Source organism: Pseudoduganella lutea (assembly GCF_004209755.1).
Classification (GTDB): Bacteria; Pseudomonadota; Gammaproteobacteria; order Burkholderiales; family Burkholderiaceae_D; genus Rugamonas; species Rugamonas lutea.
The window spans coordinates 5,300,084-5,327,080 of the sequence record NZ_CP035913.1 but is presented as its reverse complement, the minus strand read 5'-3'; the positions used below and the strand labels follow the sequence as shown (position 1 = coordinate 5,327,080).

Here is a 26,997-nt window from a genome sequence, read left to right as displayed (position 1 = left end):
TACTCAGCGGCCTGACCACCGTGCAACCAGCACCGTCAAAGAACGAACAGGAGACCAGATGCACCGTATTCCCCAGCGGATCGCGTTGTCCGCGATCGCCCTTGCCATTGTCACGCTCACGCAAACGGCATCCGCCCAGCAAATCGCGCAACAAGCCGCGCAACAAGCCACGCCTCAAGCAGACTCGCCCATGCTGCGCGTGGAAGTGACCGGTTCCTCGATCCGCCAGCTGGCGACCGAAAACGCCCTGCCCCTCACCACGCTGAAGTCCGAAGAGCTGGTGGCGCGCGGCTTGACCACGATGTCCGAGGTGGCCACGTCGCTGACGGTCGGCTCCACCAATGAACCGGTCGGCGGCGGTGGCGGCGGCACGATGATCAATATGCGCGGCCTGAACACGAACCGCACGCTGGTGCTGCTCAATGGCCGGCGCCTGCCGAACGAAGCAGTCGGTGCCAGCTCCGTCAACGTCGACGTGGTGCCGATGAGCGCCGTGGAGCGCGTCGAAGTGCTGCGCGACGGCGCCTCGTCGATCTACGGCACCGATGCGATCGCCGGCGTCGTGAACTTCATCACGAAGCGCACGCACAATGGCACCACCGTCACGGGCGGCTGGGTGCAACCGGAGCGCCATGGCGGCGGCGACCAGCAGCGCGTGAGCATCGTCAGCGGCATCGGCGACCTGGCCGAACAGGGCTGGAACGTCTATGCAGCCCTGGACTTCCAGCAGCGCGCCCGCCTGGCGCAGAGCGACCGCCCCAATATCAGCGATCCAAACCTGATCGCCCAGCTGGGCGGCAATCCGTTCACGTCCGCCGTGGCCGGGTCGTCGTCGGCGCCGGCCAACTTTACCGTCTACCAGAACGGCAAGCCCACCACGCGCACCGGCAACCCGTATTTCGCCAACGGCTGCGCTGCCCCGTACGGCGGCGCGCAGTACACGATTCCTTCGTCCAAGGCGACCGGCGCCGGCGTGGGCACCTGCATCCTGGACCCGGACCTGTACCCGCAGCTGCTGCCCGATAACATGCAGGCTTCGCTGTTCACGCGCGCCTCGCTGCGCCACCATGGCGACAGCCTGCTGACGGTGGAGCTGCTGGCCACGGAATCGTTCATCAAGGCGATGAATCCGCCGCAGGTCTTCGGCGCCCAGACGGACTACGACAAGTACAACCCCGGCGTGCGCAAGCCGCTGTTCATCACGCCATCCTCGAAGTGGTATCCGGGTGGCAGCGGCGGCGTGCCGGGCGTTGCCGGCGTCACGAACCAGGACCTGGCGCTGACCTGGAGCATGGACGAAGCGGGTCCCGCCAGGACGGATGACCGCCAGAACACGCGCCGCCTGGTGATCGCCGACCAGGGCGAATTCATGGGATGGGATTACCGCGTGGGCGTGACCGCCGCCGAGAGCAAGCGCGCCGTGGGCTGGATCAGCGGCTTCTTCGCGACCGATGGCATCTACGAGGGCGTAACAAACGGCACGCTGAACCCGTTCGGCGCGCAGGACGCCGCAGGCGCCGAATACCTGGACAGCATCCGCCGCGACGGCCTGACCTACCGCGTTGCGCGCGTGGGCTACGTGGGTACCGACTTCAACATCGCCCGCCCGCTGCTGGACCTGCCGGGCGGCCCGCTGACGCTGGCGATCGGCGGCGACTGGCACCGCGAAACCTATCGCGATGCCACCGACCCGGTGGCCAACGAGGTCACCTACAAGGTGTCCGGCACGCCGAATTCCTACCCGCGCGGCGAGCGCAAGGTCACCGCGCTGTACCTGGAAGCGGATGCCCCGGTGACGAAAGAGCTGACGCTGACGGGTGCGGTGCGCGCCGACCACTTCAGCGATTTCGGCAACACCGTCAACCCGAAGCTGAGCGTGCGCTGGCAGCCCGCGCAGACCGTGCTGCTGCGCGGTACCGCGAGCACGGGCTTCCGAGCGCCCACGCTGCCGGAACTGTACGGCACCCCGCAAACGCGCACGCCCTCGACCGGCAAGTGGGATGACCCGCTGCTGTGCCCGAGCGCCACGCCTTCCGTGCCCGGCACCGGCAGCCTCACCACCGATCCGCGCTATGCGGGCCTGAACCTCGACCCGGCACGCGTGTGCAACACCAACCTGGTCACGCTGCAGGGCGCCAACCCCGACCTGGAGCCGGAAAAAGCCCGCACCCTCACCGCCGGCATCGTGCTCTCGCCCGTGAAGAACCTCTCCGTGTCGTTCGACTGGTGGTCGATCAAGATGAAAGGCACGATCGCGCAGATCACCGAGGATTCCATCTTCGACAACCTGGGCCAGTACCAGGACCTGTTCGTGCGCAACGCCGACGGCACGCTGGACTACATCGTCAAGACGCGCCTGAACATGGGCGGCCTGCGCACGCGCGGCATCGATACCGCCGTGAGCTACACCTGGCCCACCACGCAGTGGGGCAAGTTCGGCGTGGGCCTCGACGGCACCTATGTCGACCGCTACGAAGGCCAGAACGACGAAGGCGGCGAATGGGTCGACAGCGTGGGCAGGCCGGGCGCGCTGGCCACCGGGTCCACGTCGGCCAATACCTATGTGTACCGCTGGAAGCACAACTTGCGCGTGTCGTGGAACTACAAGAAGTTCGGCGCGCAGCTGACGCAGGCCTACACGTCGCACTACGAAGACACGAACGCGCAGCCGAACCAGAAGCCGGGCCAGCCCTACTTCAACCAGATCGACCATTACACGCTGTACAACCTGGCCACGAACTGGAATGTGTCGGACAAGCTGAAGCTCACGCTGGGCGTCAACAACCTGCTCGACGAAGACCCGCCGCTGTCGAACCAGCGCATCGGTTCGCGCGTGGTGTTCGCGCAGAACGTGTCGAAGCCGATCGGCCGCGCGTGGAACGTGCGCGTCAACTACACCTTCTGAGGCATGCCATGAAGATGACCACCACGCTGCGCGCCGTTCCTTTCCTTCTCCTTGCCCTCTCCGGCCATGCCGCCGAGGCGTGGGTACCGGATCTCGGCAACGGCAAGTACCAGAACCCGGTGCTCGATGCCGACTATTCGGACCCGGATGCGGTGCGCGTCGGCGACACGTTCTACATGACGTCGTCGAGCTTCAACAGCGCGCCGGGCCTGCCGCTGCTGCAATCGAAGGACATGGTGAACTGGCAGCTGGTGGGCCACGCCCTGCCGAAACAGGTGCCGGTCGCGCACTTCTCGACGCCGCGCCACGGTGGTGGCGTGTGGGCGCCCTGCCTGCGCCACCACGACGGCAAGTTCTGGATCTTCTATCCCGATCCGGACCATGGCGTGTACGTGACGACGGCCACGGATTTCAAGGGCCCGTGGAGCGAACCGCACCTGCTGTTGCCGGGCAAGGGCATCATCGATCCGTCGCCACTGTGGGACGACGATGGCAAGGCCTGGCTGGTGCATGCGTGGGCGAAGAGCCGCGCGGGCATCAACAACCGGCTGACCTTGCGCAGCATGGCGCCGGACGGCAGCCGCCTGCTCGACAGCGAAGGCAAGGTCATCGTCGACGGCGACAAGCTGCCGGGTTACCGCACGCTGGAGGGCCCGAAGTTCTACAAGCACGAAGGCTATTACTACGTGTTTGCGCCCGCCGGCGGTGTGGAGCACGGTTGGCAGTCCGTCTTCCGTGCGCGCACCATCGACGGGCCTTATGAAGACCGCATCGTGATGGAACAGGGCGACACGCCCGTCAACGGCCCGCACCAGGGCGCCTGGGTGCGCGCCCAGGATGGCAAGGACTGGTTCCTGCACTTTCAGGATCGCAAGGCCTACGGCCGCGTGGTGCATCTGCAGCCGATGGCGTGGCAGGACGGCTGGCCGGTCATCGGCAAGCAGGGGCCGAAGCCCGGCGTGGGCAACCCGGTCGCCACGTACGACAAGCCGGTGGCGGGCCAGCCTGTCTCCGTTCCGACCACCACCGACGAATTCGACGGCAAGGCGCTGGGCCTGCAGTGGCAGTGGAACGCCAACCCACGCGATGGCTGGTATTCGCTGGCCGCCCGTTCCGGCCACCTGCGCCTGCCCGTGCAGGCGGTGCCGGCATCGAAGGAATTCGTGCGCGCCGCGCCGAACATCCTCACCCAGAAATTGCCCGCCACGACGTTCACCGCCGAGACGCGTATCGAACTGCGCGGCGCGAAGGATGGCGACCGCGCGGGGCTGATCCTGAATGGCCAGAGCTACGCGGCGCTGGGCCTGCACCAGCGCGGGAAGGACCTGCAACTCGTGTACACCACGTGCACGCCGTTCAAGCCGCGCTGCACGGAAAGCGCCACCGTTTTGCTGCCGAAAGCGCCGGCCGCGCTGACGCTGCGCATGACGATCGCCGAAGGCGCCAATGCCCGGTTCCAGTACAGCGTGGATGGCAAGCGGTTCGTCGACGCGGGGGCGCCCTTCGCCGCCACGAAGGGCCACTGGGTGGGCGCGCAAATGGGCTTCTACAGCGCCAGCGATGCGCTGGCGCCTTCCGGCGCCTGGCTCGATGCCGACTACTTCCGGGTGAGCAAATGAAGAAGCTGACGCTGTGCATCCTGCTGGCCGCGCTGGCGGCAACGACCGCGCACGCCGCGGGCCCGTACCGCAATCCGGACAACAAGAACCTCAACGATCCGCTGGAAGGCACCTACCCGGTGCCGTACAAGCTGCCCGTGGTGGCCGAGATCACCGCGCAGCTCGATGTCGTGCGCGGCTTCATCGACCGCGCCACGCCGAGCCGCATCGTCGACAAGGCCACGGGCCAGCCGGTCACCGATTTCAGCGCGCCGGTCACCGGCGCGGTCGTGGAACCGTCGCCGAACGATTTCGGCATCATGAACTACGAGATGGGCGTGATGCACGCGGGCCTGATGCTGGGCCGCCGCGTGACGGGCGATCCGAAGTGGACGGCGATGACGGAACGCCACCTCGACTTCTTCTACCAGCGCCTTGGCTATTTCACGGAACAGGAAAAGCAGTTCAAGCTGGGCCGCGCGAACAGCTTTGCGCGCTGGGTAAAACCCCATGCGCTCGACGATTCGGGCTCGATGTGCGCGGCGCTGGTGCGCGCGCGGCTGGAAAAGATCGGGCCGGACATGTCGCCCGTCATCGCCACCCTTGCAGACTGGGTGCACAACAAGCAGGTGCGGCTGAAGGATGGCACGCTGGCACGCAACCGCCCACAGGCGTGGTCCGTGTGGGCGGACGACATGTACATGAGCATTCCCGCGCTGGCCGAGATGGGCCGCATGACGGGAGAAAAGCGCTACTACGATGACGCCGTGAAGAACGTTCTCGGCATCTCGAAATACCTGTTCGACAAGCAGATCGGCCTGTACACGCATGGCTGGAACCAGAACAATCCCGATGCGCCCGAGTTCTACTGGGGCCGCGCCAACGGCTGGGCGGTGCTGGCCATGTCCGACCTGCTCGACGTGCTGCCGAAGAGCCACCCCGGCTACGAAAAGGTGCTGGCGCAGCACCGGCGCGCGCTGCGCGGCATCGCCAAGCAGCAGTCCGGCGAAGGCATGTGGCACCAGATGCTGGACCGGCACGACTCCTACCTGGAGACTTCGGGCACGGCGATGTTCGTCTACGCGCTGGCGCATGCGATCAACCAGGGCTGGATCAGCCCCACCACCTATGGCTCCATCGCCCAGGCGGGATGGGCCGGCATCTCGGCGCGCATCAAGCCGGACGGCAGCGTGGTGGACGGGGTGACGGCCACCACGTTCGCCAGCGACCACGTGTACTACTACAACCGGCCCACCAGCATCAATGCGATGGCCGGCTACGGGCCCGTGCTGCTGGCCGGGTTCGAGATGATCAAGCTGCTGAACAACCCGGACGTGGTCATTACCGACAAGGTGAAGACGTATCACTACGGGCCGAGGAAGGCACAGCCCTAAGCGTGAGAAAAACGGGAGAAATCCGGATGTTCATGCAAAATCATCGGCGCCGGTGCGGCGTTTCATTCATGCTCGCCGCGTGCATGGCTGTGCCAGCCGTGGCGGCCGCGGCGCAGCCGGGCGAACTGCGCTTCGACTTCACCGGCCGCCCTGCGCCGGGCGCGGTGGCGGTCAAGTGGAACGGCCACGCGCCCCTGTATGACGCCGCCGCTGGCCATGGCTTCGTCAACCAGACGGCCGCCCTGCCCGTGCGCCCCGTGCATACGGAAGGCATCCGCTGCGGCAGCGACGGCTGCACGATCACCGAAGCGGTCATCGATGCCAACGCCGCCACCGACCATTACAACAATTTCGGCATGGCGTTCCGCATCAAGGCGCCGGCGGGCGCGTATGCAGTGAAGGTACGCACCACGTCAGACGCCGCCGACACGACCGTGTCGATCACCGGCATGCAGACCAGCCGGCTGGTTTCCCCCGGATTCTGGGATGCGGCCAGCCTGATGCCGAACGGGACCCGCGTGACGGCGCAAGGGCGCGACTGGTCCTACCGCTACGTGAACGGGCGCGACTTCATCGACATCGAGATCGAGCCGAAAAAAGCGGGCGTGCCGGTCGGCGTGGCGGAGATCGTGCTCGCGCCGATCGCTCCCCAGCAGCGCGCCGCCGGGGAGCGCCCGGCGCTGTTCACGCTGGGCGACTCCACCGTGAAGACCTACACGTTCGACGAGGCGCCGATGAGCGGCTGGGGCCAGGTGTTCGACAGCCTGTTCGATCCGGCGAAAGTGAAGGTGCTCAATTACTCGATGGGCGGCCGCTCGTTCCGCAACGCATATGCCGAAGGGCGGCTGAACGACCTGCTGATGGCGGGCCGCGTGGGCGACGTGGTCATGATCCAGTTCGGCCACAACGATGAAAGTACCGACGAGGCGAAACGCTACGGCCGAGGTGCCACCGAGGCGATGTACGAGGAAATGATCCGCTCGGTGTACCTGCCGGCGATCCGCGCGCGCGGCATGGTGCCGGTGTTCGTCACGCCGATGTCGCGGGTGAACGGCACCCAGAAGGCGGGCGAGCCGTACGTGAATTCGTTCAGCAAGCGCCGTTTCCCCGACTTGATGAAGAAGCTCGGTGCCGAACTGGGCGTGACCGTGGTGGACCTGAACGCGCGCAGCGTGGCGTACTACAACGCCGCCGGCGTGGATGCCATCACGGCGATGGTGATGTCGATCGAGGCCGGCGAAACGCCGGGCAAGACCAACGATGGCAGCTACGCCAATGGCCACCCGGCCAACAAGATCGACGGCACGCACTACAAGGAAGCCCTGTCGAAGCAGTACGCGCGGCTGGTGGTGACGGAGCTCGCGCGGCTGGCCGCGGCCGGCGACAAGGTGGCAGCCGGCATCGTGGCGCAACTGGACGGCGACGTGCGCGCGGCGGTGGCGGCGAACGACTGGTCCGCGATCTACCCGGAGATCGCGAACGATATCGCCGGTGGCGACGGCGCCTACTACCGCAACCAGATTGAAAAGCTGCTGCAACTGGGTGCGCTGCGCAAGGATGCGCAAGGCAATTTCAGCCCGCAATCGCCGATGGCGGCGGGAGAATTCGTCGCGGCATTGAAGAAGGTGATGGCCTTGCCCGACGCGGCGCGGCCACGCTACACCGACGGCCCGCTCACGCGCGAAACGATGGGCGCCATCCTGCACGACGCCTACCATGCGAAGTTCACGGCGAAGCCGGCGTACATGACCGACTACAACGGCAAGACCATCCTGCCCGGCAGCCCCGGCTACGACCCGAACCTGGACAGCGGTGCGCAGGGGGCGATGTACTACCCGCTCGTGCGCTGGGCGCAGCTGGAGGATACGGCGGCGGTGTTGCCGGCGTACGTCGCCAAGCTGCGCGACGCCTATGAACTGGGCCTGATCCGCTCCGAAGCCGGCATCGCGCGCGGGCGCATGGCCAACGGGCGGCTGCTGGAACCGAAAGCCGTCGTCACCCGGGCGAAGGCGGCGAAGGCGCTGTACTTCATGTGGGTGCTGGCGCAGCCGCCGAAGGGAGAGAACGACCGGCACTGAATCGCCCGCGTTCCAGGAGGCGCGGTGCCGGGCTGGCGACTGTTATGGATGCGTTGGAGATGCGCTGCGCGATCAGTCCAGGCCCCGCGATTCCCAGCCCTCGCTGGTCAGCTTCACGCCGTGTTTGCTCTCCTTGCTGCCTGCGCCATCGAGCAGCATCTTGACAGCCGGGAAAGCCGCCTGCACGGCGGGTGTCCTTGTCCAGGCGGCGGCATCGTCGATCTTGTAGGTGTAGACAACGTTCGCCTCCTTGTATTCGCCGAAGCTCATCGGTCCTTCCCATTTCACGATCTTGTCGAGCGCTTTCTTGCCCCAGCAAAGGTCGACCTGCTTGACGGTGGTGCTGCCGTTGAGTCCAATGGATTTGACGTCGCGTTCCTTCATGTATGGCTTTGCCGCATCGGCAAGTTCGTAGCGCTTCATCTTGAACATGCGTCCATTCGGCTTGCCATCCCAGCTCTTTCCCTCCACTTCGATGTCCTGGCTCTTGACCAGCCCCGCAGCTTCCAGCGCCGCCATGCGGTTGAGATTGCTGTGCAGCATGTCCTTCTGGAAGCGCAGGTCCGACTCCGATATGTCCACTGGCCATTTTCGCGTATCGAGACACAATTCGCCCTTCTTGTCGAAATACTGGGTCAGGGCCGCGCCGAAGTTCTTTTCATTTGCATCGGTTTTGCTGCCGCAAGCGGTCAGCGTGGTGGTGGCAACGACGGCGAGGATAAGAAGGTGGTGCTGCATGAGACTCCTTTCGGTGATGGTCAATTCAATATGCTGTCATCCGGCGCATTGCGGCAGTCGATGACGCCCGGCGCCAGGCAGGCATAGCGCGGCTTGCAAAAACGGCAAGGATAGCAGTCGGGCAAGGCTTGAAAACTCGCACACTGTCACAACGAAGGTAAAAGCTTGTCCGGTTGACCATGCAATCCTTCCGGCCGTTGTATCCGTGCACCATCCCGATGATTTGATTTGCCTCAATGCAACTTTCATTCTATAGTTGCATGGCGTTAATTCCGCCCGTACTCCATTCCCATATCTCCCGACATGAAGCTCAACCGTATTGGCATCATCCTGATCGCCTGCGCGCTCGCGGCGATCACGCTCGTGGTCACGCTGCTCGTCATGCGCCAGCAGGACAGCCAGGCGGCGCAGGTGCGCGTGAAAGGCGTGGGGCTGGCGAAGTCGCTGAGCGGCATTCCCGTCGCGCAGCTCGATGACGGCAAGACGGCCGGCCTGCTCAATGCCCTGCTGGCCTACCATGACGATGGCAATTTCGCCTATGCCGCGATCACGGACGCGAATGGCCGCACGTTGGCCGAAGTGGCCAGCCGCGGCACGATGACGCCGCGCGTGGCGCTGCCGCCGGATGCGGCCAGCGGCTTCGGCGAGCGGGAACTGCCCCCTTCCGCGGCCGGCCCCGTGCTGCGCGAATTCTATGGCCCGATGACCGACCGCAGCCGCGGCACCGCCTTCGTGCGCGTGGGTTTCCAGCAGCCGCGTTTCGCGGTCCTGGCGCGCGACGTGTCGTTCCTGGCGCTGCTGGCCCTGATGATGTTCCTCGTGGTGCCGGTGATCTACCTGGTGATCAAGCGCGAGATGGCGCCGCTGGCCGGCCTGCACGACCAGCTGCGCCAGCTCGCCGCGCCGGATCAGCCGTCAAGCCGGGTGGACGACATGCGCGAACTGGTCTCTGGCATGCAGGGCTATCTCGCGCAGGCCGGCGAGCGCGTCGCCCGGCTGGAACTGGGCGCGCGCACATCGACCGCCGACAACCGCCTGCTGCAATACGGCAGCAAGAAACTGAACGCCGCGCTGCACTCGCTGCCGGACGGCCTGCTGATGCTCGATCCGGGCGGCGACGTGACCTTCGTCTCCGGCAAGGTCGAACCGCTGCTCGGCATTCCCGCCGATGCGCTGCTGGGCAAGCCGGTCGACGACTGGTGCCGCGACACGGCGCTGCGCACGCTGCTGGCCCGCTACAGCGGTGCCGCCCGCGATGGGGCCCGCCCGCAGAGCGTGGAGTTCGCGCCGGCGAACGTGGAAGGCCGCCAGCTGTGCGCCACCGCGCAGCCGCTCAGTGGCGGACATGGCGCGATGTCGTTCGGCACGCTCGTCGTGCTGCGCGACGTCACGCGTGAACAACTGGCACGCCAGGCCGGCAACGACTTCGTGGCCCACGTGTCGCACGAGTTGAAGTCGCCGCTGAACGTGATCGGCATGTATGCCGAGATGCTGGCCGATGCCGACGAGGAAAGCCTGCGCGTGGAATCGCTGAACGTGATCCAGGACGAGATCGAGCGGATGAACGCGCTGGTCGGCAACCTGCTCAACGTAAGCAAGCTCGATGCGGGCAGCATGAGCCCCGAGCGCAACCGCGTGCGCCTGGACGACATGCTGCGCGACGCCTATGACCAGGCCATCCCGCGCGCCGAGGGCAAGGGCCTGCACGTGGCCCTCGACCTGCCGCGCGACCTCGATGCCGTCACCATCGACAAGGACCTGTTCCGCATTGCGCTGAACAACCTGCTGACGAACGCGATCAAGTACAACCGCCCGGGCGGCAGCGTCACGCTGGCCGCGCGCAACGATGGCCACGAGATCGTCATCAGCGTGCGCGATACCGGCATCGGCATCGCCGCGCCGGACCGCGACCGCATCTTTGAAAAGTTCTACCGCGTCAGCGAAAGCGGCGCGCCGGTGGCCCGTGGCGGCCATGGCCTGGGCCTGTACCTGACCGCGCAGATCGTCGAACTGCACCATGGCCGCATCGCCGTCGACAGCGAACCCGGTGTCGGCAGCACGTTCTCCATTCACCTGAAAAGCGCGCCTGTCCCGGCCGGCGCGGCAGTCCTATGACCCAACATCACATTCTCCTGGTGGACGACGAGCCGCACGTGCTGCGCGTGTTGCGGCTCGCGCTCGAACGTGAAGGCTACAGCGTGGCCACGGCCGGCGACGGCCACGCCGCGCTCGCGGCCATGGCGCAGCGCCTGCCCGATGTGCTGATCAGCGATATCCAGATGGATGGCATGGACGGCCGCACCCTGTGCCCGCTGGCGCGCAGCACCTACCCGGACCACCCGTTCCTGATCCTCGTGATGACGTCGATGACGGCGCTCGACGAACGCGCCTGGGCGCGCGCCGTCGCCAACACCGAATTCCTAGAAAAACCCCTCAGTCCGCGCCAGCTGGTGGCGCGGCTGGGGCGCCACTTCGCTGCCCTGGCGGCAGCGAGCAATTTGCCGGAGTCCAGCCATGCCCCGTAGTTTCCTGTCCAGTCTCGATCATTCCCGCCACGCCCGCTGGCTGCAGCGCATCACCGGCGCCGACCAGGCGCTGGCCGTGTGCGATGCCGCCGGCGTGCCATGCTGGACGGCGCCGGGGCACACCGACCTGGAGCAATGGCTGCTGCACCTGAACCCCGAGGGCTTCGTATGGCAGACCGATGGCGAAGGCATGCAGCGGCACGACGCGCCTGACGCGACCCTGCTGTACCAGCCGGTCATGTCGAAGGGCCGGCGGCTCGGCTGGCTGGCGGTGCGCGTGGCCCGTGTCGATGGCGCGGCCGACGCGCCATTCGAATGGGATGCGCTGGCCGAGGCGCTGGAAGATATCGCCGCGTCGATCGGCGACGATTACGTGACGCACGGCGAATTGAACGCGATGGCCGACGAACTGTCGGACCGCTACGAGGAACTGCACCTCGTCTACGCGATCGACCGCCAGGTGCAGGACATGACGAGCGGCGAAGACATGTTCGGCAACCTGCTGGAAAGCTGGGCAGAACACATGAACGCCGACGTTGCCGCGTTCATCAAGCCGGGCGACAACCTGTGTGTGTCGGCCACCAACCTGTCCGCGCCGATCCACAACCTCGACCTGGTACTCGTGGAAATGCGCGGCGACCTGTACCGCTTCGCGCACTCGTCGCGCCAGCCCATCGTGATGAACGATGCGAACGACCCGCGCCGCGCCTACATCTTCACCGACATGCCGTTCAAGATCCTGTGCTGCCCCGTGTTCCAGGATAAATCCGTGGTGGCGATCCTCGTGCTGCTGAACCACGCCGAAAAGCCGGATTTCACGAACAGCGACCGCAAGCTGGGCGAGGTGCTTGCCAACCATCTGTCGAGCCTGTCGCGCATGCACAGCATGCTGGCTGAAACGAGCAAGTTCAACCAGCAGATGGCAGCCGCGCTGATCGAGGCGGTGGAAGCCAAGGACCCGTACACCCGCGGCCACTCCGAGCGCGTGCACCACATCTCGATGGAGATCGGCCGCGCGCTGCGCCTGCCGCCGCGCGAACTGGACAACCTGTTCTGGGGTTCGCTGCTGCACGACGTGGGCAAGATCGGCATTCCCGACGCGGTGCTGTGCAAGCCGGGGCGCCTCACGCGCGACGAGTTCACCTTCATCATGGTGCACCCGGAGCGCAGCTACGAGATCCTGCGTCACATCGACCGGCTGAAGGGGGCCGTGCCGGGCGCGCGGCACCACCAGGAAAAGTACGACGGCACGGGCTACCCGCATGGCCTGGAAGGCCACGATATCCCGTACAACGCGCGCATCATCGCCGTGGCCGATACGTATGACTCGATCACCAGCTCGCGCGCCTATCGCGCCGGCCGCAGCCACGAGGTGGCGATGGCGGAGATCGCGCGCGTGGCCGGCACGCAGCTCGACCCGGCCGTCGTCGACGCCTTCGCCGGACTGTGCCTCGCCGAGCCGGACTGGATCGCCGCATTCGGCATCTCGCGCGACACGCTGCCGGAGACCACGGCCGCATGAATAGCGGGGTCACCGGCGGGCTGACCAGCGCGCTGACCGGCGGAGACACGATCACCCGCAGCCGCATCGGTGCGATGACGTATCTCGCACCGGTGACGGCGCTCGTGGCCGAGGAGGCCGTGCGCGCGCTGCAGGCGGCGCTGAACGAGTGTATCGGCCAGCACCAGGTGTCGATCGTGGTCGACCTGGGCAAGGTGCCGCTGCTGTCCGGCCGCGCGCTGGGCATGATGGCCGACATGGCCGAACGGCTGGCGGCGCTGGGCGGCTGGCTGAAGCTGGCCTACCCGAACCCGCTGCTGCAGGAAATCCTCGCCGCCACCGGGCTGCACGAGCAGCTGCCGCCGTTCGACGCCCGCACGGTGGCGCCCCGGCGGGCGCGCGAACCGGGCAGCAAGCTGGGCGACATCCTCGTCGAACGGGGCGCCGCCACGCCCGAGCAGGTGACCGAGGCGGCGCGCCTGCAGGAGCAGACCGGCAAGCGCATGGGCCTGATCATGGTGGAGCGCAAGTGGATCAGCGAGGCGGCGCTGTATGCCGCGCTGGCCGACCAGCTGAACCTGCCCTACGTGAACCTGCGCGCCGGCCTGTACGACCCGGCGGCGCTGGCGCTGCTGGACCGCGATGCCGCGCGCCGCCTGAACGTGCTGCCGCTGTTCCAGGTGCGTGATACGCTGACGGTGGCCAGCGCCGACCCGCAGGCCATCCACCACATCGACGAGCTGCGCACCCGCACCGGCTGCCGCATCCGCATCGCGATCGCGCCACCGGCCGACATCCGCCGCGTGGCCGACGAAGCATATGGCGGCACGCTGCCCGAGTTCGTGCACACGGAGGCCAGCGACCTCGAACTGATCGAATCGACGATCCCCGACGACTACACGCAGATCGACGAGATGGCCGGCGCCAGCCCCATCATCAACATGGTCAACGCCGTGATCCAGCGCGCGATCCGCGACAGCGCCAGCGACATCCACATCGAGATCTCGCGCAACCGCGCGCGCATCCGCCTGCGCATCGATGGCATCCTGTATGAAGTGATGGCGCCGAAGGTGGACCAGCATCCGGCCATCGTCTCGCGCCTGAAGGTGATGGCCAATCTCGACATCGCCGAGCGCCGGCTGCCCCAGGATGGCCGCATCCAGGTGGCCACGCAGGGCCGCACCGTCGACCTGCGCTTCTCGTCGCTGCCGGGCATCTACGGCGAAAAAGTCGTGCTGCGCGTGCTCGACAAGAACCAGTCGATCCTCGACGTGGACAAGCTGGGCATGAACGATGGCGCAGTCACGGCGTTCAAGCGCCTGCTGGGCCGCAGCCACGGGCTGATCCTCGTGACGGGGCCGACCGGCAGCGGCAAGACGACCAGCCTGTATGCGGCGATCAGCCATCTCAAGAGCATCGAAAAGAACATCGTCACGATCGAGGACCCGGTCGAGTACCAGCTCGACATCATCAACCAGAACCAGGTCAACGATGCGATCGGGCTGACGTTCCCGAAGATCCTCAAGCACGTGCTGCGCCAGGACCCGGACATCATCATGATCGGCGAGATCCGCGACCGCCAGACCGCCGAGATCGCGGTGCAGGCCGCGCTGACCGGCCACCTGGTGCTGACGACGCTGCACACGAACGACACGCTGGGCGCCGTGTCGCGCCTGGTGGAAATGGGCGTGGAGCCCTACCTGCTGTCGTCGGCACTGATCGGCGTGATGGCGCAGCGCCTCGTGCGCCGCGTGTGCCAGGGGTGCCGCACCAGCTACCTGGCCACGCCGGAAGCGGCGGCCGCCTACCGCTACCGGGGCAAGGGCGACCTGCGCCTGATGCGCGGGCGCGGCTGCCCGGCATGCTACGACTCCGGCTACAAGGGCCGCATGGGCATCTATGAATTGCTGGAAGTGGGGAATGACTTGCAGCGCATGATCGTGGCGAATGCCAGCAAGGACCAGTTGGCGGCGCATGTGAACGCCACGGGGCATCACGACCTGTATGCCGACGGCATGGCGCGCGCGTTCGAAGGCCACACCACGCCGGAAGAAATCGCCCGCGTGGTGCATTCGCTGTAACGCCTGCGCACTGATTATTCCGATGCCGATCGAACTCGACCCGCCCGTTTCCACCGGCCAGCCCAGGGCCACGCTGCGCATCACGCTCGGCGAGCGGGCGCCCGGCGTGCGCGAGCGCGTGCTGTTCACCGAACGCCTGGCGCTGCTGCTGGAAACGGGCGTGCCGCTGCACGCGGCGCTGCAGTCGCTGCTCCAGCAGACCGACCACCCGCAACTGCGACTAATGATCGGCACGATTTCCGACGACATCCTGGCCGGCGAGCGCTTTTCCGCCGCGCTGGCGAAACATCCGCTGTTCCCGGTCACCTATGTGAACCTGGTGGCGGCCAGCGAGGCCGGCGGCTTCATGGGCGAGGTGCTGGCCCAGCTGGTGGAGATGGACGAGAATGAGGAACGGCTGCGCGCCACGCTGGTCTCCGCCCTCTCCTACCCATTGTTCCTGATGGCGTTTTCCGGCGCCGTGGTGCTGTTCATCCTCGTTTCCGTGTTCCCCAAGTTTTCCGCGCTGTTCGCATCGATCCACGACCAGCTGCCGTGGACCACGCGCGTGCTGCTCGCCGTCAGCAACACGCTGACACAGCATGGCGCCCTCGTCGCGGCGGCCGTGGCGCTGCTGGGCGGCGGCGGCTGGCTGCTGGCCCGCCGGCCGGACGTGCGGGAAAAGCTCGACAGCCTGAAACTGCGCGCTCCGCTGCTGAAAGATATCTTTGCCAAGATCTACATGACCCGGCTGCTGCGCGTGATGGGCATTTCGCTGGAACGGGGCGTGACGATCCTGGCCACGCTGGAAGCCTGCCGCGCGGTGGTGACGAACGCTGACGTGCAGCGTTTCATCCTCGACCTGGAAACGGATGTCACCGAGGGCAAGGGTATCGCCAGTGGTTTCAACAACAGCCCGTTCGTGCCCGTCGCCGTGCGCCAGATGATCGCCACGGGCGAAGCCACCGGCACGCTCGGCCGCGTGATGGGCCGCATCGCCGATTCCTATGACCGCGAACTGACCCGCCAATTAGCGCGGCTGTCGAAGCTGGCCGAACCCGTGATGCTGCTGGTGATGGGCGTGATGGTGGGGACCATCGTGAGCTCATTGATCCTGCCTATTTTCAAACTATCAAGCGCGGCGCGTTGAAGTGTTTCGGATGCACGACAGATAGAGTAAGCAATCGAAAGTTTGAGTCTGCAAGGCAATATCTTCGTGTTACTCTATGGAATTACGTATTTCTACTCATAAAGTCATCCAAGATGACTTTTCCATCACAGAGCACACCATGTCCAAGACTTTCAAGCGCGCGGCGGCGGCCGGCTTTACCCTCATCGAACTGCTGATCGTCGTCATCATCCTGGCGATCCTGGCGGCGATTGCGATTCCGCAGTTTTCGGCTTCCACGGTCGATGCCCAGCTGGCGGCACTGGATACCAACCTGACCAGCATCCGCACGTCGATCGAGCAATATCGCCTGCAGCACACCGGCATGGTGCGCCCTGGCATCCATGCGTCGACCGGCGGTGCGAATTGCGCAGCGGGCAATGGCGGCACCGGTGAAGCCGGAACGTTGCTGGCCATGCAGGAACAGTTGCAATTCGCCTCGAACGCGGCCGGGCAGACCTGCCGTCTCGCTGGCGGGGAGTACCGCTTCGGCCCCTACCTTACGCGCGGCATTCCGGCGGAACCGGTCAGCGGATCGGCGGCGGTCGTCTTCACCAACAATGCCAACGCAATCGCTCCTGCCGCCAATGGAACTGGCTGGGCTTACAACGCCGGTACGGGCCAGTTCATCGTGAACAACTCCGCCAATGACCCGAATGGCCGCGCATACTCGGCACACTGATAATCGCCATTGTGAGCAGGCCGGCACCTCGCGGCTACACGCTGGCTGAGATGCTCGCCGTCTGCGCGGTGCTGTCGATCGCCGCAATGGTGGCGATTCCGTCAGCCCAGCCGGTCGACGAATCGCGTGCCGATGCCGCCGCCGGCGAAGTCGTGCTGGCATTGCGGTTCGCCCGCGATGAAGCGTTGCGCACCGGCGAATGGCGGATGTTCACCTGCGAACCGCAACGGAACCAGGTGCGCGTGTTCGGCCTCGGTGCCGATGGCGCAAGCCTGGCCGAACAGATGGTTCCCCATCCGGGCAACCGGCAGCCGTATGCGGTAGCGCTGGCTGCCGCGCCGGCGGGCGGTCATGTCGCCCTCGCCCGGTGCAGCTTTGTCTTTGCCGCCGGCGGGACCGCAATGTCGGTTGCCTTCGATGGCGCCGGCAATCCGGTGCGCGGCACCGGCAGCGCCACCGTGCGGGCGCAGCCGCTGCAATCCGGCACGATCGTGCTCGGCACGGGCAACGCCACCCGCACGGTCGCGGTCAACGCGGCTGGCCGCGTGACAGCATCCTGAACCCAGTCTCCAAAAAACATGTCCGTATCGTTTCCTTCCAGCCCCATGCAGCGGGCAGCCGCCGGCATGACGCTGGTGGAAGCCGTCGTGGCCCTGCTGCTGCTGTCCGTCTGCCTCGTGCCGGCCGCGAACGCCTTGCGCGACGCCCTTGCCGCCCCTGGCAACACGGCGCAGGCGGGCCGCGACCTCGATTGCGTGAGCGCGCGGATGGAAACGGTGCTGGCCGAACCCTATCACCGGCTGCTGGCGGCGGCGCGCACGCTGACGACGGCGTCCAGCTATTCCACGGATGCCACCACCGCATGCCCGGCGGTCAGCGTGTTCATCGCACGCTATGGGAATGACAGTACGATCACGCTGGGCACTCGTAACGCCGGCGACAATCTGCTTTACGTGGGTGTGCGACTGGCGGACACGAACGCCGGCAACCAGTTTCCCCTGACTACGCTGGTGGCGCGATGAGCGAACGACAGGCGCAGACCGGCTTCACGCTGGTGGAACTGCTGGCCGGACTGGCCATCGCAGCGATCCTCGTGCTGCCGCTGGCCGACCTGCTGCGCACTGGCGCGGACAGCGCGCGCATCACGCGCGCGGCGCTCGATCTCAACGAGAATGCCCGCCTTGCCTTGGGCCGCATCGCACGCACGGCAGCCGATACGCCCGAGGCGAAAGCCGTTACCGACGTGGCACCGGCAAGCTGGCTGGCCCCCGTGACCTACACGCTGACAGGTACCGACTTGGTGGAAAGGAAAGCGGGCATCAGCAGCGTCATCGCCTCCAACGTCGCGGCTTTCGAGCTATCGGCGCCCGAGGTGGTAGATGGTCGGCCGCTGTTGGCCATCGCATTGACACTGAGCGCCGAGGGCACCACGGTAACGCGCACGCGCACCGTTCGCGTGGGACCCCGCACGCCCGACGGAGAGCAGCCATGAGGGCAAGCCCGCGACACAACCGCCAGTCCGGCGCCTTGCTGCTAATCGTGGCGCTGCTGCTTGCCACGATGGCCGCCTTGGCCTTCGGCGTCAACCGCGCCGCAAGCATGGATGCGATCGCCGTGCAGGGCGACTATGAGAGCCGGGCCGCTGGCTATCTCGCCGAAGCGGCGGTGGCAGCGGCAAGGTGGGGCAACCAGGCGGCGGGCTGCATGAGCGAAGACGTTCCACTGACCGCATTCGGGCTGGGCACCATCCGGGCAACTGTCGCCAAGGCCTCCTCCAAGCGTCTGAATATCGTGGCGACCGGCACTATTGGCGGCGACACGATCCGCACGATCGAGCGCAAGGAAGTCGACATCGTCGATTTCACGAAAACGGAAACGCGGGACCTGACCGCGGCGGCATTGGATATAACGATCGACGCGTCGCGCCTCATGGCCGACGGTGCGAATGACACCCTGTCACTTGTTTCGGACCGCGCCTATGCACTGCTTTACTGGCCCATCAGCGAAATCTCGGCCGACATGCGCGTTGTGGCCGCGACACTGACACTGACGCAGAATGGTTCGAGCGCCGTTACCCGCCCGGTTGGCGTCCACCGCATGACGACGCGCTGGGACAGCAACGCAACCTGGCGCATCGCGCGGCCCGGCGTGGGCTGGACGGGTGGCGACTTCGGCGATATCGCCGCCGCCGCGACCACGGTTGCCGGCGCCAGCAGGTATTCGTGGGACGTCACGTCACTTGTCGACGGCTGGGTGGCGGGTCGCCTGGCCAACTATGGGATGCTGCTGCGCCTTGCCAATCCGGGGCAGTCCGCCAATTTCTACAGCTTCGATGCCGGCGCCGCGCAGCGCCCCGTGCTGCGGGTCGTCACCGCAAAGGCTTGCTGACACCATGAGCCGATTGACCGCATTGTTCTCCCGGCCTGCCCAGCGGCCCGCCGTCCGCCCCATCGGCGCGGACTTCGCGGCCCGCCGTCTGAACCTCGTGCAGGCGGACGTGCGCGACGGGCGCTGGCACCTGCGAGCCGCGGCCTCGGTGCCTTACCCGCTGCCGCGCGGCGAACTGTTTGCCGCGCCGAAGCGGCTGGCCCGCTTCGTCGACGCCGCGCTGGCATCGGCGCCGTTCCAGGGCCGCCGCGTGGTATCGGCGCTGCCGCCGGCGGACGTGCGCATCCTGCCGCTCACCGTGCACCTCGCCGCGGGCCAGCCGGAAGCGCAGGCCGTGGCAAAGGCGGCCGCCGAGCAACTCGGCAGCACCGCCACCGATCACGTGCTCGACTACTACCAGGTGCGCGGCGCCGATGCCGACGGCACCGAACGGCAGGTGCTCGTGGCGGCGGCGTTGCAGACGCGCGTGCTGGCCTACCTGGCCACGCTGGAAACGGCCCGGCTGGAACCGCTGGCGCTCGACATCGGCCCCACCGCGATCAGCCGGCTGCTGGGCACCATGCACGGCAACGAGGTCGGGCAATCCGTCGCGCTGCTCAATTTCGGCGCCCGCAAGAGCTACCTCACGGTGATCTGGGGGCGCCGCCTGATGCTCGACCGCGAGATCGACTTCGGCGAAGAGCGCCTGGCGCGCAGCCTCGCGACGGCGCTCGACCTGCCGCCCGACACGGCCACGCATCTGTTGCGGGAACATGGCATCGGCGGCCGCGCCAATGCCCAGGACGAGCTGGGCCAGGCCATCCGCGAGATCCTGCACGCCGATTGCCGGGCACTGGCCGACGAACTGGCGCACACCCAGGTCTATGTGGCATCGCGCACGCGCGGCAGTTCGATCAGCCGCATCTACCTGAACGGCAGCCTGGCGCGCTATCCGGACATCCATGCGCGCATCGGCGAACTGATCGACGTGCCGGTGCACCTGCTCAATCCGCTGGGCGCCTTCGAGCACGCCTTGCCGGAGGCCCGCGCCACCGAACTGGCCACGCCGCTAGCGCTGGCGGCGGGGCTGGCCCTGCGCGGAGGGCTGCGTGGCTGATATCGACATGATCCCGCGCAGCTGGCGCGACGGCATCCGCGTGCGCCACGCGCTGCGCCGCACGGCGGTCGCACTGGCCATCGTGGTGCTCGCCGGCGCGGCGGGCAGCGGGTGGCTGCGCTGGCAGGTTGCGGCGCTCGACCGGCAGGCCGCGCAGTTGCGGGCCACGGCCACGCAGGCACAGGCCGGCCAGGCGCGCGAGGCCGCCCTGCGCGAAGAACATGAACGCCATGCGCGGCAGGATGCGCTGCTGCGCACGCTGCGGCGCCAGGGCGAACTGGCCGCTTTCGCGCAAGCCATCGACGGTGCCCTACCGCCAGATGCCTGGCTGACCGGCATCGTGCTGCGCCGCGACCTGCAGGCGGTCGGCGGCACCGCCATTGGCTCGGGCAGCGCGCAGCCGGCCGCTGCACCGTCCGCTGCACCGGCCGTTCCTGTGCCGCCCGGCAGCACCGTCGAACTCGCGGGGCAGGCGCTGGACTACGAAGCCGTCACCACCTTCCTCGCACGGCTCGGCCGCGCGCCCGGCGTGGCCACCGTACAGCTGCAATCGAGCGGCGCCGCCGACGCGGGGGAAGTCGGATTCCACGCCGTCGTCACGCTCAAATGGGAGGACCTGCCATGAACGAGCGCCTTCGCGCCGCGCTGGCGGCGATGCCCGCGCGCCAGCTGAACCTTCTGTGTATCGGCGTGGTGGCGATCGCGGCGATGCTGGCGTGGAGCGCGGGCCTGCGTGCGCCGCTCGCGGCATGGCGGCAGCAGCGCGCGGCCGTGACAGCGTTGCAGGCATCAAACGCCGCCACGGCCACCATGCGCGCAGCCAACGCGCCGCTGGCGGCAGCCGGCAGGCCTGCCCCGACGCCCATGATGCAGACCACGCCCACGCCGCTCGCCTTGATCGGCGCGGTGAGCGGCAGCGCGAAGCGGGCCGGCGTGGATGTATCCTCGGCGTCGCAGGGTGCCGAACAGGCCGCGGCGGGCCTGCGCCAGCAGACCGTCGACATCACCGCCACCGGCACTTACACCGCCATCCATTTGTGGCTGGACGACATCGAGCGTACGCAGCCCGCCGTGGGCATCGTGCAGCTGGACATGCAACCCGGCGAGGCCGGCGCACAGCGCGAGGTCACGCTGCAACTGGCCATCTACGGCCTTCCAATCACGCCATGAAATCCGTTTCGACATTGCTCCTGCTGCTTGCCGGATTGCCCGCGCTGCCCGCCCTGGGCGCGGACCTGCGCGATCCGTTCGCCCGCCCCGCCCCGGCCGTGCCGGCGGCGGCACTGGCAGCCCAGGCGGCAGCGGCGGTACCGCCGCCGCCATTGCGCCTGCGCGCGCTGATCCTGAACGGCGCCCGCTCGCTGGCCAACATCGATGGCGACGTGGTGGCGGTGGGCGACGAAGCGCCCGGCTACACCGTGCTGCGCATCGATGCGCGCGGCGTGCTGGTGGCCCGTGGCGGCCGCCGAGAACTGCTCGTGATGGGCGAACCCGGGCAGGACCGCCCACGTGACAAGGAAACCGAATGAAACTCCGGCACCGACCGATCGTCCTGGCCATGCTGTGCGCGCTGCTGGCCGGCCATACCGCCGCGGCTTCGGCACCCGCGGCCACCGCAACTGGCGACACCGCGGCCACTGCGGTGATGTCGTACACGTTCCGCGACACGCCCATCGCCGAGCTGTTCAACATGATCTCGCGCACGGCGCGCATCAACATCGTGCTGGGGCGCGGCGTGGGTGGCAACGTGTCGATCAACCTGTATGACCTGACCGTGCGCGAAGCCGTCCACGCAATCGCCGAGGCGGGTGGCTACACGGTCAGCGAACGGCCCGGCGGTTTCCTCATTGCCGATCCAAAGGCGGGCGGCAAGGATGCCGCCGGCACGCAGGTGAAATCGCTGAAAGTGCGTTATGCGGACGTGAAGAAGGTGGGCGAAATCCTGGCGCGCCAGGTGGGTGCATTGGGCACCGTGACGGTGCTGGAGCAAACGAAGAGCGTGGTGATCGAATCGACCGCGGCCGGCATCGAGCGCGCCACGCGGGCGCTGCGCGCCATCGACGTGGCGCCGCAGCAGATCCTCATCGAAGCGAAGATCCTCGAGATCACGCTGGACCAGGCCGAGAATTTCGGCATCGACTGGTCGCGCGTCTTCAACAGCAATGGACCGGACATGGTGGGCACGACGGGCTTCGCCACCCGTGGCGGCCCGCTCTTCTACCTGGGCGTGATCAACAACAATATCGAAGTCTACCTGAGCGCCCTCAGCAACAAGGGCCGCGTCCACACGCTGGCCACGCCGCGCCTGCTGGCGCTGGAAGACCAGGAAGCCACGACCAATGTGGGCGACCAGCTGGGCTACCGGCTGACGACGACGATCAACAACGTGACGTCGGAATCGATCCAGTTCCTCGATACGGGCGTGATCCTGCGCGTGACGCCGTCCGTCGATGCCGATGGCCGCATCGTGATGAAGGTGCGCCCGGAAGTCAGTTCGGGCACGGTATCGGCCGGCATTCCGTCGAAGAAGACCACCGAGGTCAATACGCAGCTGGTGGCGAACGATGGCCAGGCCGTGCTGATCGGGGGCCTGATCAAGAGCAGCCGCACGTATCGCCGCCAGGGCGTGCCGTTCCTGGCCGACCTGCCGGTGGTGGGCAAGGCGTTTTCCAGCACGGACGATGGCGGTCTGACGACGGAGACGATCGTCGTGATCACACCGCGCATCGTGCCGCCGGGCGGCATCGCCATCGACGATGCCAGCGAGCGCAAGCTGCAGCAGGCGGAGCGCAACCTGGACGTGCGTTCCGATGCGCTCGACCGCAAGCTGGAACGCATCGCGCCTTCGCGCTGACGTCCGCTGTCAGAGGGGTTCCGGCCAGTCGCTGCCGGGATCGAGCACGTCGGAGCGGCCGCCGGCCAGCAGGATGCTGAACGGCGAACTGTCGCGGTGCCCGCAGCGCGAGTTCGACAGCAGCGTGCCGAAATCGCCGAACCCTTCGATGCGGCTGCTGCGCTGTGTCGTTCGTTCCTGTATCACGCGTTCATGCAGCGCGCGCTGGCCGCCTGCCGCGACGCCGGCAGCACCCTGGCCTTCCAGCGCGGCCACGCGGGCGGCCAGCACGGCCACCGTGCGGCGCAGTTCCGCCAGCTCCTCGTCCTTGCGGCGCAAGGCGCGATCTCGTTCGGCCAGCAGCGCGCCCACGCTGCCTTCGGCATCCGCATGCAGCCGCTCGGCCAGTTGCCCGACCAGCGCCAGCAGCGCGTGTTCGGTCTCGTCGCGCCGCGCGACGTCCGCCGGGTCTTCCCCCGCCAGCTCCTTCAGGTACCTGTGGATGGTCGACTTCGAACCGGTGTCGCCCAGCGCATGCCGCACCGCGTCGGCCGACGGATAACGCCCCGCCGCCAGCAGCTGGTCGCGCACCGCCCTGACCTGTTGTTTCGTGAGTCCGTTGCGTGCCATGGTTGTCTCCTTCAGGAACTGGCCTGACCGACCAGGTCGCGGTTCTGCGCCCGGTTCAGCTTGGGGTGCACCACGGGAATCGTCAGCATCGTGCTGCCCACCGCCATCAGCAGCAGCGCGGTGAACGTTTCGCTGGTGATGATGCCCTTGTCGAGCAGGATGTTGGCGAAGATGATCTCGATCAGGCCCTTGGTTTGCAGCAGCCACCCGATGATGGATGCTTCGCCCGGCTTCCAGCCCAGCATGCGCCCGGCGATGTGGGCGCCGGCAAGCTTGCCGCCCACCGATGCGAGCAGCAGCACGCCGCCCACGAAGAACACCGCGTAGCCGCCCATGTCCCACTTCGTCTTCAGGCCGGTGCTGAGGAAGAACACCGGCATCATCACCAGCAGCACGTTCTTGAACAGGTTGTCGAGTTCTTCCTGGCCGAACCAGTCGGCATCCATCACCACACCGGCAAGGAAGGCGCCGACCATGAAATGCAGGCCTGCCCAGTCGGCGCCAAAGCCGCACGCCACCAGCCAGATCAGCGCCACGTACCAGCGGTCGCTGCGCGACAGGCGCACCATCAGGCGGCGGTACAGCATGGTCAGCACGGCGAATGCGACGAGGAAGCCGACCTGCCTGCCCACGCGCTCCCAGTCGAGCATGATCAGCGCCAGCACGCCCCAGATGGCCACGTCGTCCAGGCTGGCATAACGCAGGATGCGCTGGCCCATCGGCTGGCGCAGGATGTCGAGCTTTTCCATCAGCAGCACGAGCACCGGCAGCGCCGTCACCGCACAGGACATGCCGGTGCCGAGCAGGAATTGCCAGGTGGCCGCCTTCGGCCCGACCCAGCCTGGATAGGCAAGCAGCAGGCAGGCCGCGCCGCAGCCGAACAGCAGCGGCATGCCCAGCGACAGGCCGGCCGTGGTGGCGCTTTCGCCGCGGTACTGCCACACCTTTTTCAGGTCCAGTTCGATGCCGGCCAGCATCACAAACAGCATTACGCCCCACAGCGCGATGCCGTTGAGCGTCTTGATCACGTCGGGCGTGAAGACAAAGCTATGGAACTCGGGCATCGCCATGCCCAGCACGCCCGGGCCCAGGACGATCCCCATGATGATCTGCACGATGGCCAGCGGTGCGAAATAATCGGTCCTGCCGACGCGCCAGATCAGGAATGGCACGACGAAAATCAGCAGCATCGCCAGCAGGAATACTTCGGTGGTATTCATGGGTCTCCAATCGTTGTTGTTATGTAATTACGTACCGACGACGATAGTAGCGGAGAGTTGGTTTTTGTGAAAGCGATTTCATGGCAATAGTGGTAGCGTTTCCACAACGGAGGCGGGAAGAATTGTTTTTGGTCGACGATGGGATTTACGGTGCTGCGACTACTCCGCCCGTCTTTGCTTGCATTGCTGGAGTGCTGGCGAAAAACCGGGGGCGTAGCAGGGGTTTCGGGAGCACTGCTCCCGCCTGCGCAGCGGAGATGGCATGCATGCCATCTCTCCTCCCAGTCCCCTTGATCAGCACTAGCGACTTAGATAGTGCCGACAACTGGCGGGGACAGACCCCTGCTGCTCCGCGGCCACTGGCCAGAACTTGGGCGGGGAGCATGGCATGCGTTACAACCGCCCCACCGCCCACAGCACGCCCCTGGCCACGAGGTCGAGGTAGCGCGGGTCGGCCATCACGGCTTCGTTGTGGGCCAGCGTGGTACTGAAGACGCGTGTGCGCTTCGGGCCATACAGGTGCGTCCACGCCACCGTGTATGTCTTGTCGCGGTCCGCCGCTACCTGCGATTGGGGTTGCACGCCAAGCAGCACGGGCGTGACGTCGAACGTGGCCAGGTTGTTGTACAGCTCATCGCTGGCGGTGGTATAGGGCCGGAAGCCGGCGGCGACTGGGTGGCCGGTGTTCGCCGCCGTCAGCCGGATCGGCGATTGCGGGCCATGGCCGCTGGACTGGATGCCGGTGAATTCGAACCAGCGCGCGTTCGGGGCGCCGGCGATCACCGGCTTCTTCCACTCCCCCGAACGGTAGGAATGCATCGCGCAGTGCAGGTTCACGGCGGGCACGCCCGCGCGGTGCGGTGCCAGTACCGCGTCCAGGGCCGCGGCGCTGTCTTCGTCCGCCGCGCACTCGTTGTGGATCACCACGTCGAAGCCTCGCGCATAGTCCGGGTTGCCATAGATCGGCAGCGCGGGGCGCGTGGCTTTCTCGCCGGGCTTGGGATCGTGGAAAACGTGGCTGACCTGCGCGGCCATGCGGCTTTTCAGGCCCTCTTCCAGCAGTTTGCGCTGCTGCGGGTAGTCGTGGCAGCAGCCGCCGCTGACGATCAGGATCTTCACCGGCCCCGCCGCTTCAGCCGCTCCAGCCGGTTCGGCGCCCGCCGGCGCGATGGTGGCGGTGGCAAGGGCAAGCGCGCCCGCGATGGATTTCAGCATGGCAAGCCTTCCGTAGTGAAAACGCCGATTTTAAAAGGAAAGCGAGCCACGCTCCGATCAATCGGCCGATCAATCAACCGATCGATCGGCCGAATTTGCGGCGGTGGCCGGAATCGCCCCGCGAATCGCTGGCTGCCGGCACAGCGCGGCACCGCAGGAACGAAAAAAAATGCACACTTTGTCACGCTGCCTACAATGGAGCTATCGGCATTTCAGCGTTGCGGAGAAGAGCATGCATGCGGTAAAGAATGATCATGTAGAAACTGACTATATCGTTTCCTACAAGGCGTTGCGCAACACCATCGGGTGGGCCGGCCTGCTGATGCCGCTGGCCGTGCGCGGCGGCGGCCTGCTGCTCGAAGGCATCCGCACCACCGATTCGATCAGCGCCTATTACTACACCAGCATGCGCGACATCTTCGTGGCGACGACCGTGCTGACCGGGGTGCTGCTGGCGTGCTACCGCACTTCCCACCTGCTCGACAATATCGTGGCCACCATCGCCGGCCTCGCGGCGATCGGCGCGGCGCTGTTCCCGATGGACCCCACGTATGCGGCCGAACTGCTGGCCCGCTATCCGGACCTGGGCACGCAGGCCCATTATTCGAACCACGGCATTCTCGGCTACCACCTGGCCTTCGCGATCACGTTCGCGGTGCTGTCGTTCTACCTCGTGTACTTCCGCTTCGGCGCCGGTGCGGCGCCGACCAACCGGCAAGCGCTCAGGCGGCGGGCCGTGTACAAGATCTGCGGCGCCGTCATGCTGCTGTCGTTCGTGGCGATCGCCTTCATGGGCCTTGCGCTGGAAGGGCAATCCGTGTTCTGGCCCGAAACGTGTGCCGTGGCCGCGTTCGGCGTGGCATGGCTGGTCAACGGGCAGACGTTCCTGAAGGACCGGCCGGCGGGCACTTCCATGACGGCACATCATCAATAAGCAGCGTCATTGAGGGACTGGTATCATCGGCA

At 66.7% G+C, this 26,997-nt stretch carries 24 protein-coding genes; 20 read left to right on the top strand and 4 right to left on the bottom strand.

Going from position 1 to position 26,997, the window contains the following annotated elements; translation table 11 throughout:
• The first annotated feature begins 58 nt into the window (after positions 1-58).
• From EWM63_RS22805 to EWM63_RS22790, 4 genes are all read left to right on the top strand, one after another.
• Positions 59-2,905 carry a TonB-dependent receptor domain-containing protein gene (locus EWM63_RS22805; RefSeq protein ID WP_130188582.1) on the top strand — a complete coding sequence of 949 codons (2,847 nt, stop codon included), beginning with the start codon at positions 59-61 and terminating at the stop codon, positions 2,903-2,905.
• Positions 2,906-2,913: 8 nt separating this feature from the next.
• The gene (locus tag EWM63_RS22800; protein WP_130188581.1) at positions 2,914-4,524 is read left to right on the top strand and encodes a glycoside hydrolase family 43 protein; all 1,611 of its coding nucleotides are present in this window, start codon (positions 2,914-2,916) and stop codon (positions 4,522-4,524) included.
• Positions 4,521-5,897, top strand: a complete 1,377-nt coding sequence (locus EWM63_RS22795) for a glycoside hydrolase family 88/105 protein (protein ID WP_130188580.1) — start codon at positions 4,521-4,523, stop codon at positions 5,895-5,897. Before EWM63_RS22800 ends, EWM63_RS22795 begins: the two co-directional genes overlap by 4 nt.
• 83 nt (positions 5,898-5,980) lie before the next feature.
• Positions 5,981-7,975 carry a GDSL-type esterase/lipase family protein gene (locus EWM63_RS22790; protein WP_207221135.1) on the top strand — a complete coding sequence of 665 codons (1,995 nt, stop codon included), beginning with the start codon at positions 5,981-5,983 and terminating at the stop codon, positions 7,973-7,975.
• 72 nt (positions 7,976-8,047) lie between these two features.
• On the opposite strand, the gene EWM63_RS22785 is transcribed toward EWM63_RS22790, so the two are convergent.
• The gene (locus EWM63_RS22785; protein ID WP_130188578.1) at positions 8,048-8,713 is read right to left on the bottom strand and encodes an SEN1982 family lipoprotein; all 666 of its coding nucleotides are present in this window, start codon (positions 8,711-8,713) and stop codon (positions 8,048-8,050) included.
• A gap of 303 nt (positions 8,714-9,016) precedes the next feature.
• On the opposite strand from EWM63_RS22785, the gene EWM63_RS22780 reads away from it, so the two are divergent.
• From EWM63_RS22780 to EWM63_RS22710, 15 genes are all read left to right on the top strand, one after another.
• Complete coding sequence (locus EWM63_RS22780; protein WP_130188577.1) at positions 9,017-10,828, top strand: sensor histidine kinase; 1,812 nt, start codon at positions 9,017-9,019, stop codon at positions 10,826-10,828.
• The gene (locus tag EWM63_RS22775) at positions 10,825-11,238 is read left to right on the top strand and encodes a response regulator transcription factor (RefSeq protein WP_130188576.1); all 414 of its coding nucleotides are present in this window, start codon (positions 10,825-10,827) and stop codon (positions 11,236-11,238) included. Before EWM63_RS22780 ends, EWM63_RS22775 begins: the two co-directional genes overlap by 4 nt.
• A complete protein-coding gene (locus EWM63_RS22770) occupies positions 11,228-12,760 on the top strand; it encodes an HD domain-containing phosphohydrolase (protein WP_130188575.1) in 1,533 nt (510 codons plus the stop codon). The genes EWM63_RS22775 and EWM63_RS22770 overlap by 11 nt, the downstream gene beginning before the upstream one ends.
• The gene (locus EWM63_RS22765) at positions 12,757-14,820 is read left to right on the top strand and encodes an ATPase, T2SS/T4P/T4SS family (RefSeq protein WP_130188574.1); all 2,064 of its coding nucleotides are present in this window, start codon (positions 12,757-12,759) and stop codon (positions 14,818-14,820) included. The genes EWM63_RS22770 and EWM63_RS22765 overlap by 4 nt, the downstream gene beginning before the upstream one ends.
• Before the next feature lie 22 nt (positions 14,821-14,842).
• Positions 14,843-15,949, top strand: coding sequence for a type II secretion system F family protein (locus EWM63_RS22760; RefSeq protein WP_165390894.1), 1,107 nt, complete (start codon positions 14,843-14,845; stop codon positions 15,947-15,949).
• Between the two features lie 76 nt (positions 15,950-16,025).
• Positions 16,026-16,649 carry a prepilin-type N-terminal cleavage/methylation domain-containing protein gene (locus EWM63_RS32965; protein WP_130188572.1) on the top strand — a complete coding sequence of 208 codons (624 nt, stop codon included), beginning with the start codon at positions 16,026-16,028 and terminating at the stop codon, positions 16,647-16,649.
• An 11-nt stretch (positions 16,650-16,660) separates the two neighbouring features.
• Positions 16,661-17,209: a pilus assembly FimT family protein gene (locus tag EWM63_RS22750; protein ID WP_130188571.1), complete on the top strand. Its 549-nt coding sequence runs from the start codon at positions 16,661-16,663 to the stop codon at positions 17,207-17,209.
• Positions 17,210-17,227: 18 nt separating this feature from the next.
• Positions 17,228-17,671, top strand: coding sequence for a prepilin-type N-terminal cleavage/methylation domain-containing protein (locus tag EWM63_RS22745; RefSeq protein ID WP_130188570.1), 444 nt, complete (start codon positions 17,228-17,230; stop codon positions 17,669-17,671).
• A complete protein-coding gene (locus tag EWM63_RS22740) occupies positions 17,668-18,141 on the top strand; it encodes a PilW family protein (RefSeq protein WP_130188569.1) in 474 nt (157 codons plus the stop codon). Before EWM63_RS22745 ends, EWM63_RS22740 begins: the two co-directional genes overlap by 4 nt.
• Positions 18,138-19,037: a DNRLRE domain-containing protein gene (locus tag EWM63_RS22735; RefSeq protein WP_130188568.1), complete on the top strand. Its 900-nt coding sequence runs from the start codon at positions 18,138-18,140 to the stop codon at positions 19,035-19,037. Before EWM63_RS22740 ends, EWM63_RS22735 begins: the two co-directional genes overlap by 4 nt.
• 4 nt (positions 19,038-19,041) lie before the next feature.
• Positions 19,042-20,133, top strand: a complete 1,092-nt coding sequence (gene pilM / locus EWM63_RS22730; RefSeq protein WP_165390893.1) for a pilus assembly protein PilM — start codon at positions 19,042-19,044, stop codon at positions 20,131-20,133.
• Positions 20,126-20,758: a PilN domain-containing protein gene (locus EWM63_RS22725; RefSeq protein WP_130188566.1), complete on the top strand. Its 633-nt coding sequence runs from the start codon at positions 20,126-20,128 to the stop codon at positions 20,756-20,758. The genes pilM and EWM63_RS22725 overlap by 8 nt, the downstream gene beginning before the upstream one ends.
• Positions 20,755-21,303, top strand: a complete 549-nt coding sequence (locus EWM63_RS22720; protein WP_165390892.1) for a GspMb/PilO family protein — start codon at positions 20,755-20,757, stop codon at positions 21,301-21,303. The genes EWM63_RS22725 and EWM63_RS22720 overlap by 4 nt, the downstream gene beginning before the upstream one ends.
• The gene (locus EWM63_RS22715; protein ID WP_130188564.1) at positions 21,300-21,662 is read left to right on the top strand and encodes a hypothetical protein; all 363 of its coding nucleotides are present in this window, start codon (positions 21,300-21,302) and stop codon (positions 21,660-21,662) included. The genes EWM63_RS22720 and EWM63_RS22715 overlap by 4 nt, the downstream gene beginning before the upstream one ends.
• Positions 21,659-22,987 (top strand): type II secretion system protein GspD, encoded by a 1,329-nt coding sequence (locus EWM63_RS22710; protein ID WP_130188563.1) that lies wholly within the window; start codon positions 21,659-21,661, stop codon positions 22,985-22,987. Before EWM63_RS22715 ends, EWM63_RS22710 begins: the two co-directional genes overlap by 4 nt.
• Before the next feature lie 9 nt (positions 22,988-22,996).
• On the opposite strand, the gene EWM63_RS22705 is transcribed toward EWM63_RS22710, so the two are convergent.
• From EWM63_RS22705 to EWM63_RS22695, 3 genes are all read right to left on the bottom strand, one after another.
• A complete protein-coding gene (locus EWM63_RS22705; RefSeq protein WP_130188562.1) occupies positions 22,997-23,596 on the bottom strand; it encodes a DNA-binding protein in 600 nt (199 codons plus the stop codon).
• Between the two features lie 11 nt (positions 23,597-23,607).
• Positions 23,608-24,816 (bottom strand): cation:proton antiporter, encoded by a 1,209-nt coding sequence (locus EWM63_RS22700; protein WP_130188561.1) that lies wholly within the window; start codon positions 24,814-24,816, stop codon positions 23,608-23,610.
• 393 nt (positions 24,817-25,209) lie between these two features.
• Positions 25,210-26,031, bottom strand: coding sequence for a ThuA domain-containing protein (locus tag EWM63_RS22695; protein WP_130188560.1), 822 nt, complete (start codon positions 26,029-26,031; stop codon positions 25,210-25,212).
• Positions 26,032-26,263: 232 nt separating this feature from the next.
• Between EWM63_RS22695 and EWM63_RS22690 the strand changes: the two genes are divergently transcribed.
• The gene (locus tag EWM63_RS22690; protein ID WP_130188559.1) at positions 26,264-26,965 is read left to right on the top strand and encodes a DUF998 domain-containing protein; all 702 of its coding nucleotides are present in this window, start codon (positions 26,264-26,266) and stop codon (positions 26,963-26,965) included.
• Positions 26,966-26,997: the final 32 nt, after the last annotated feature.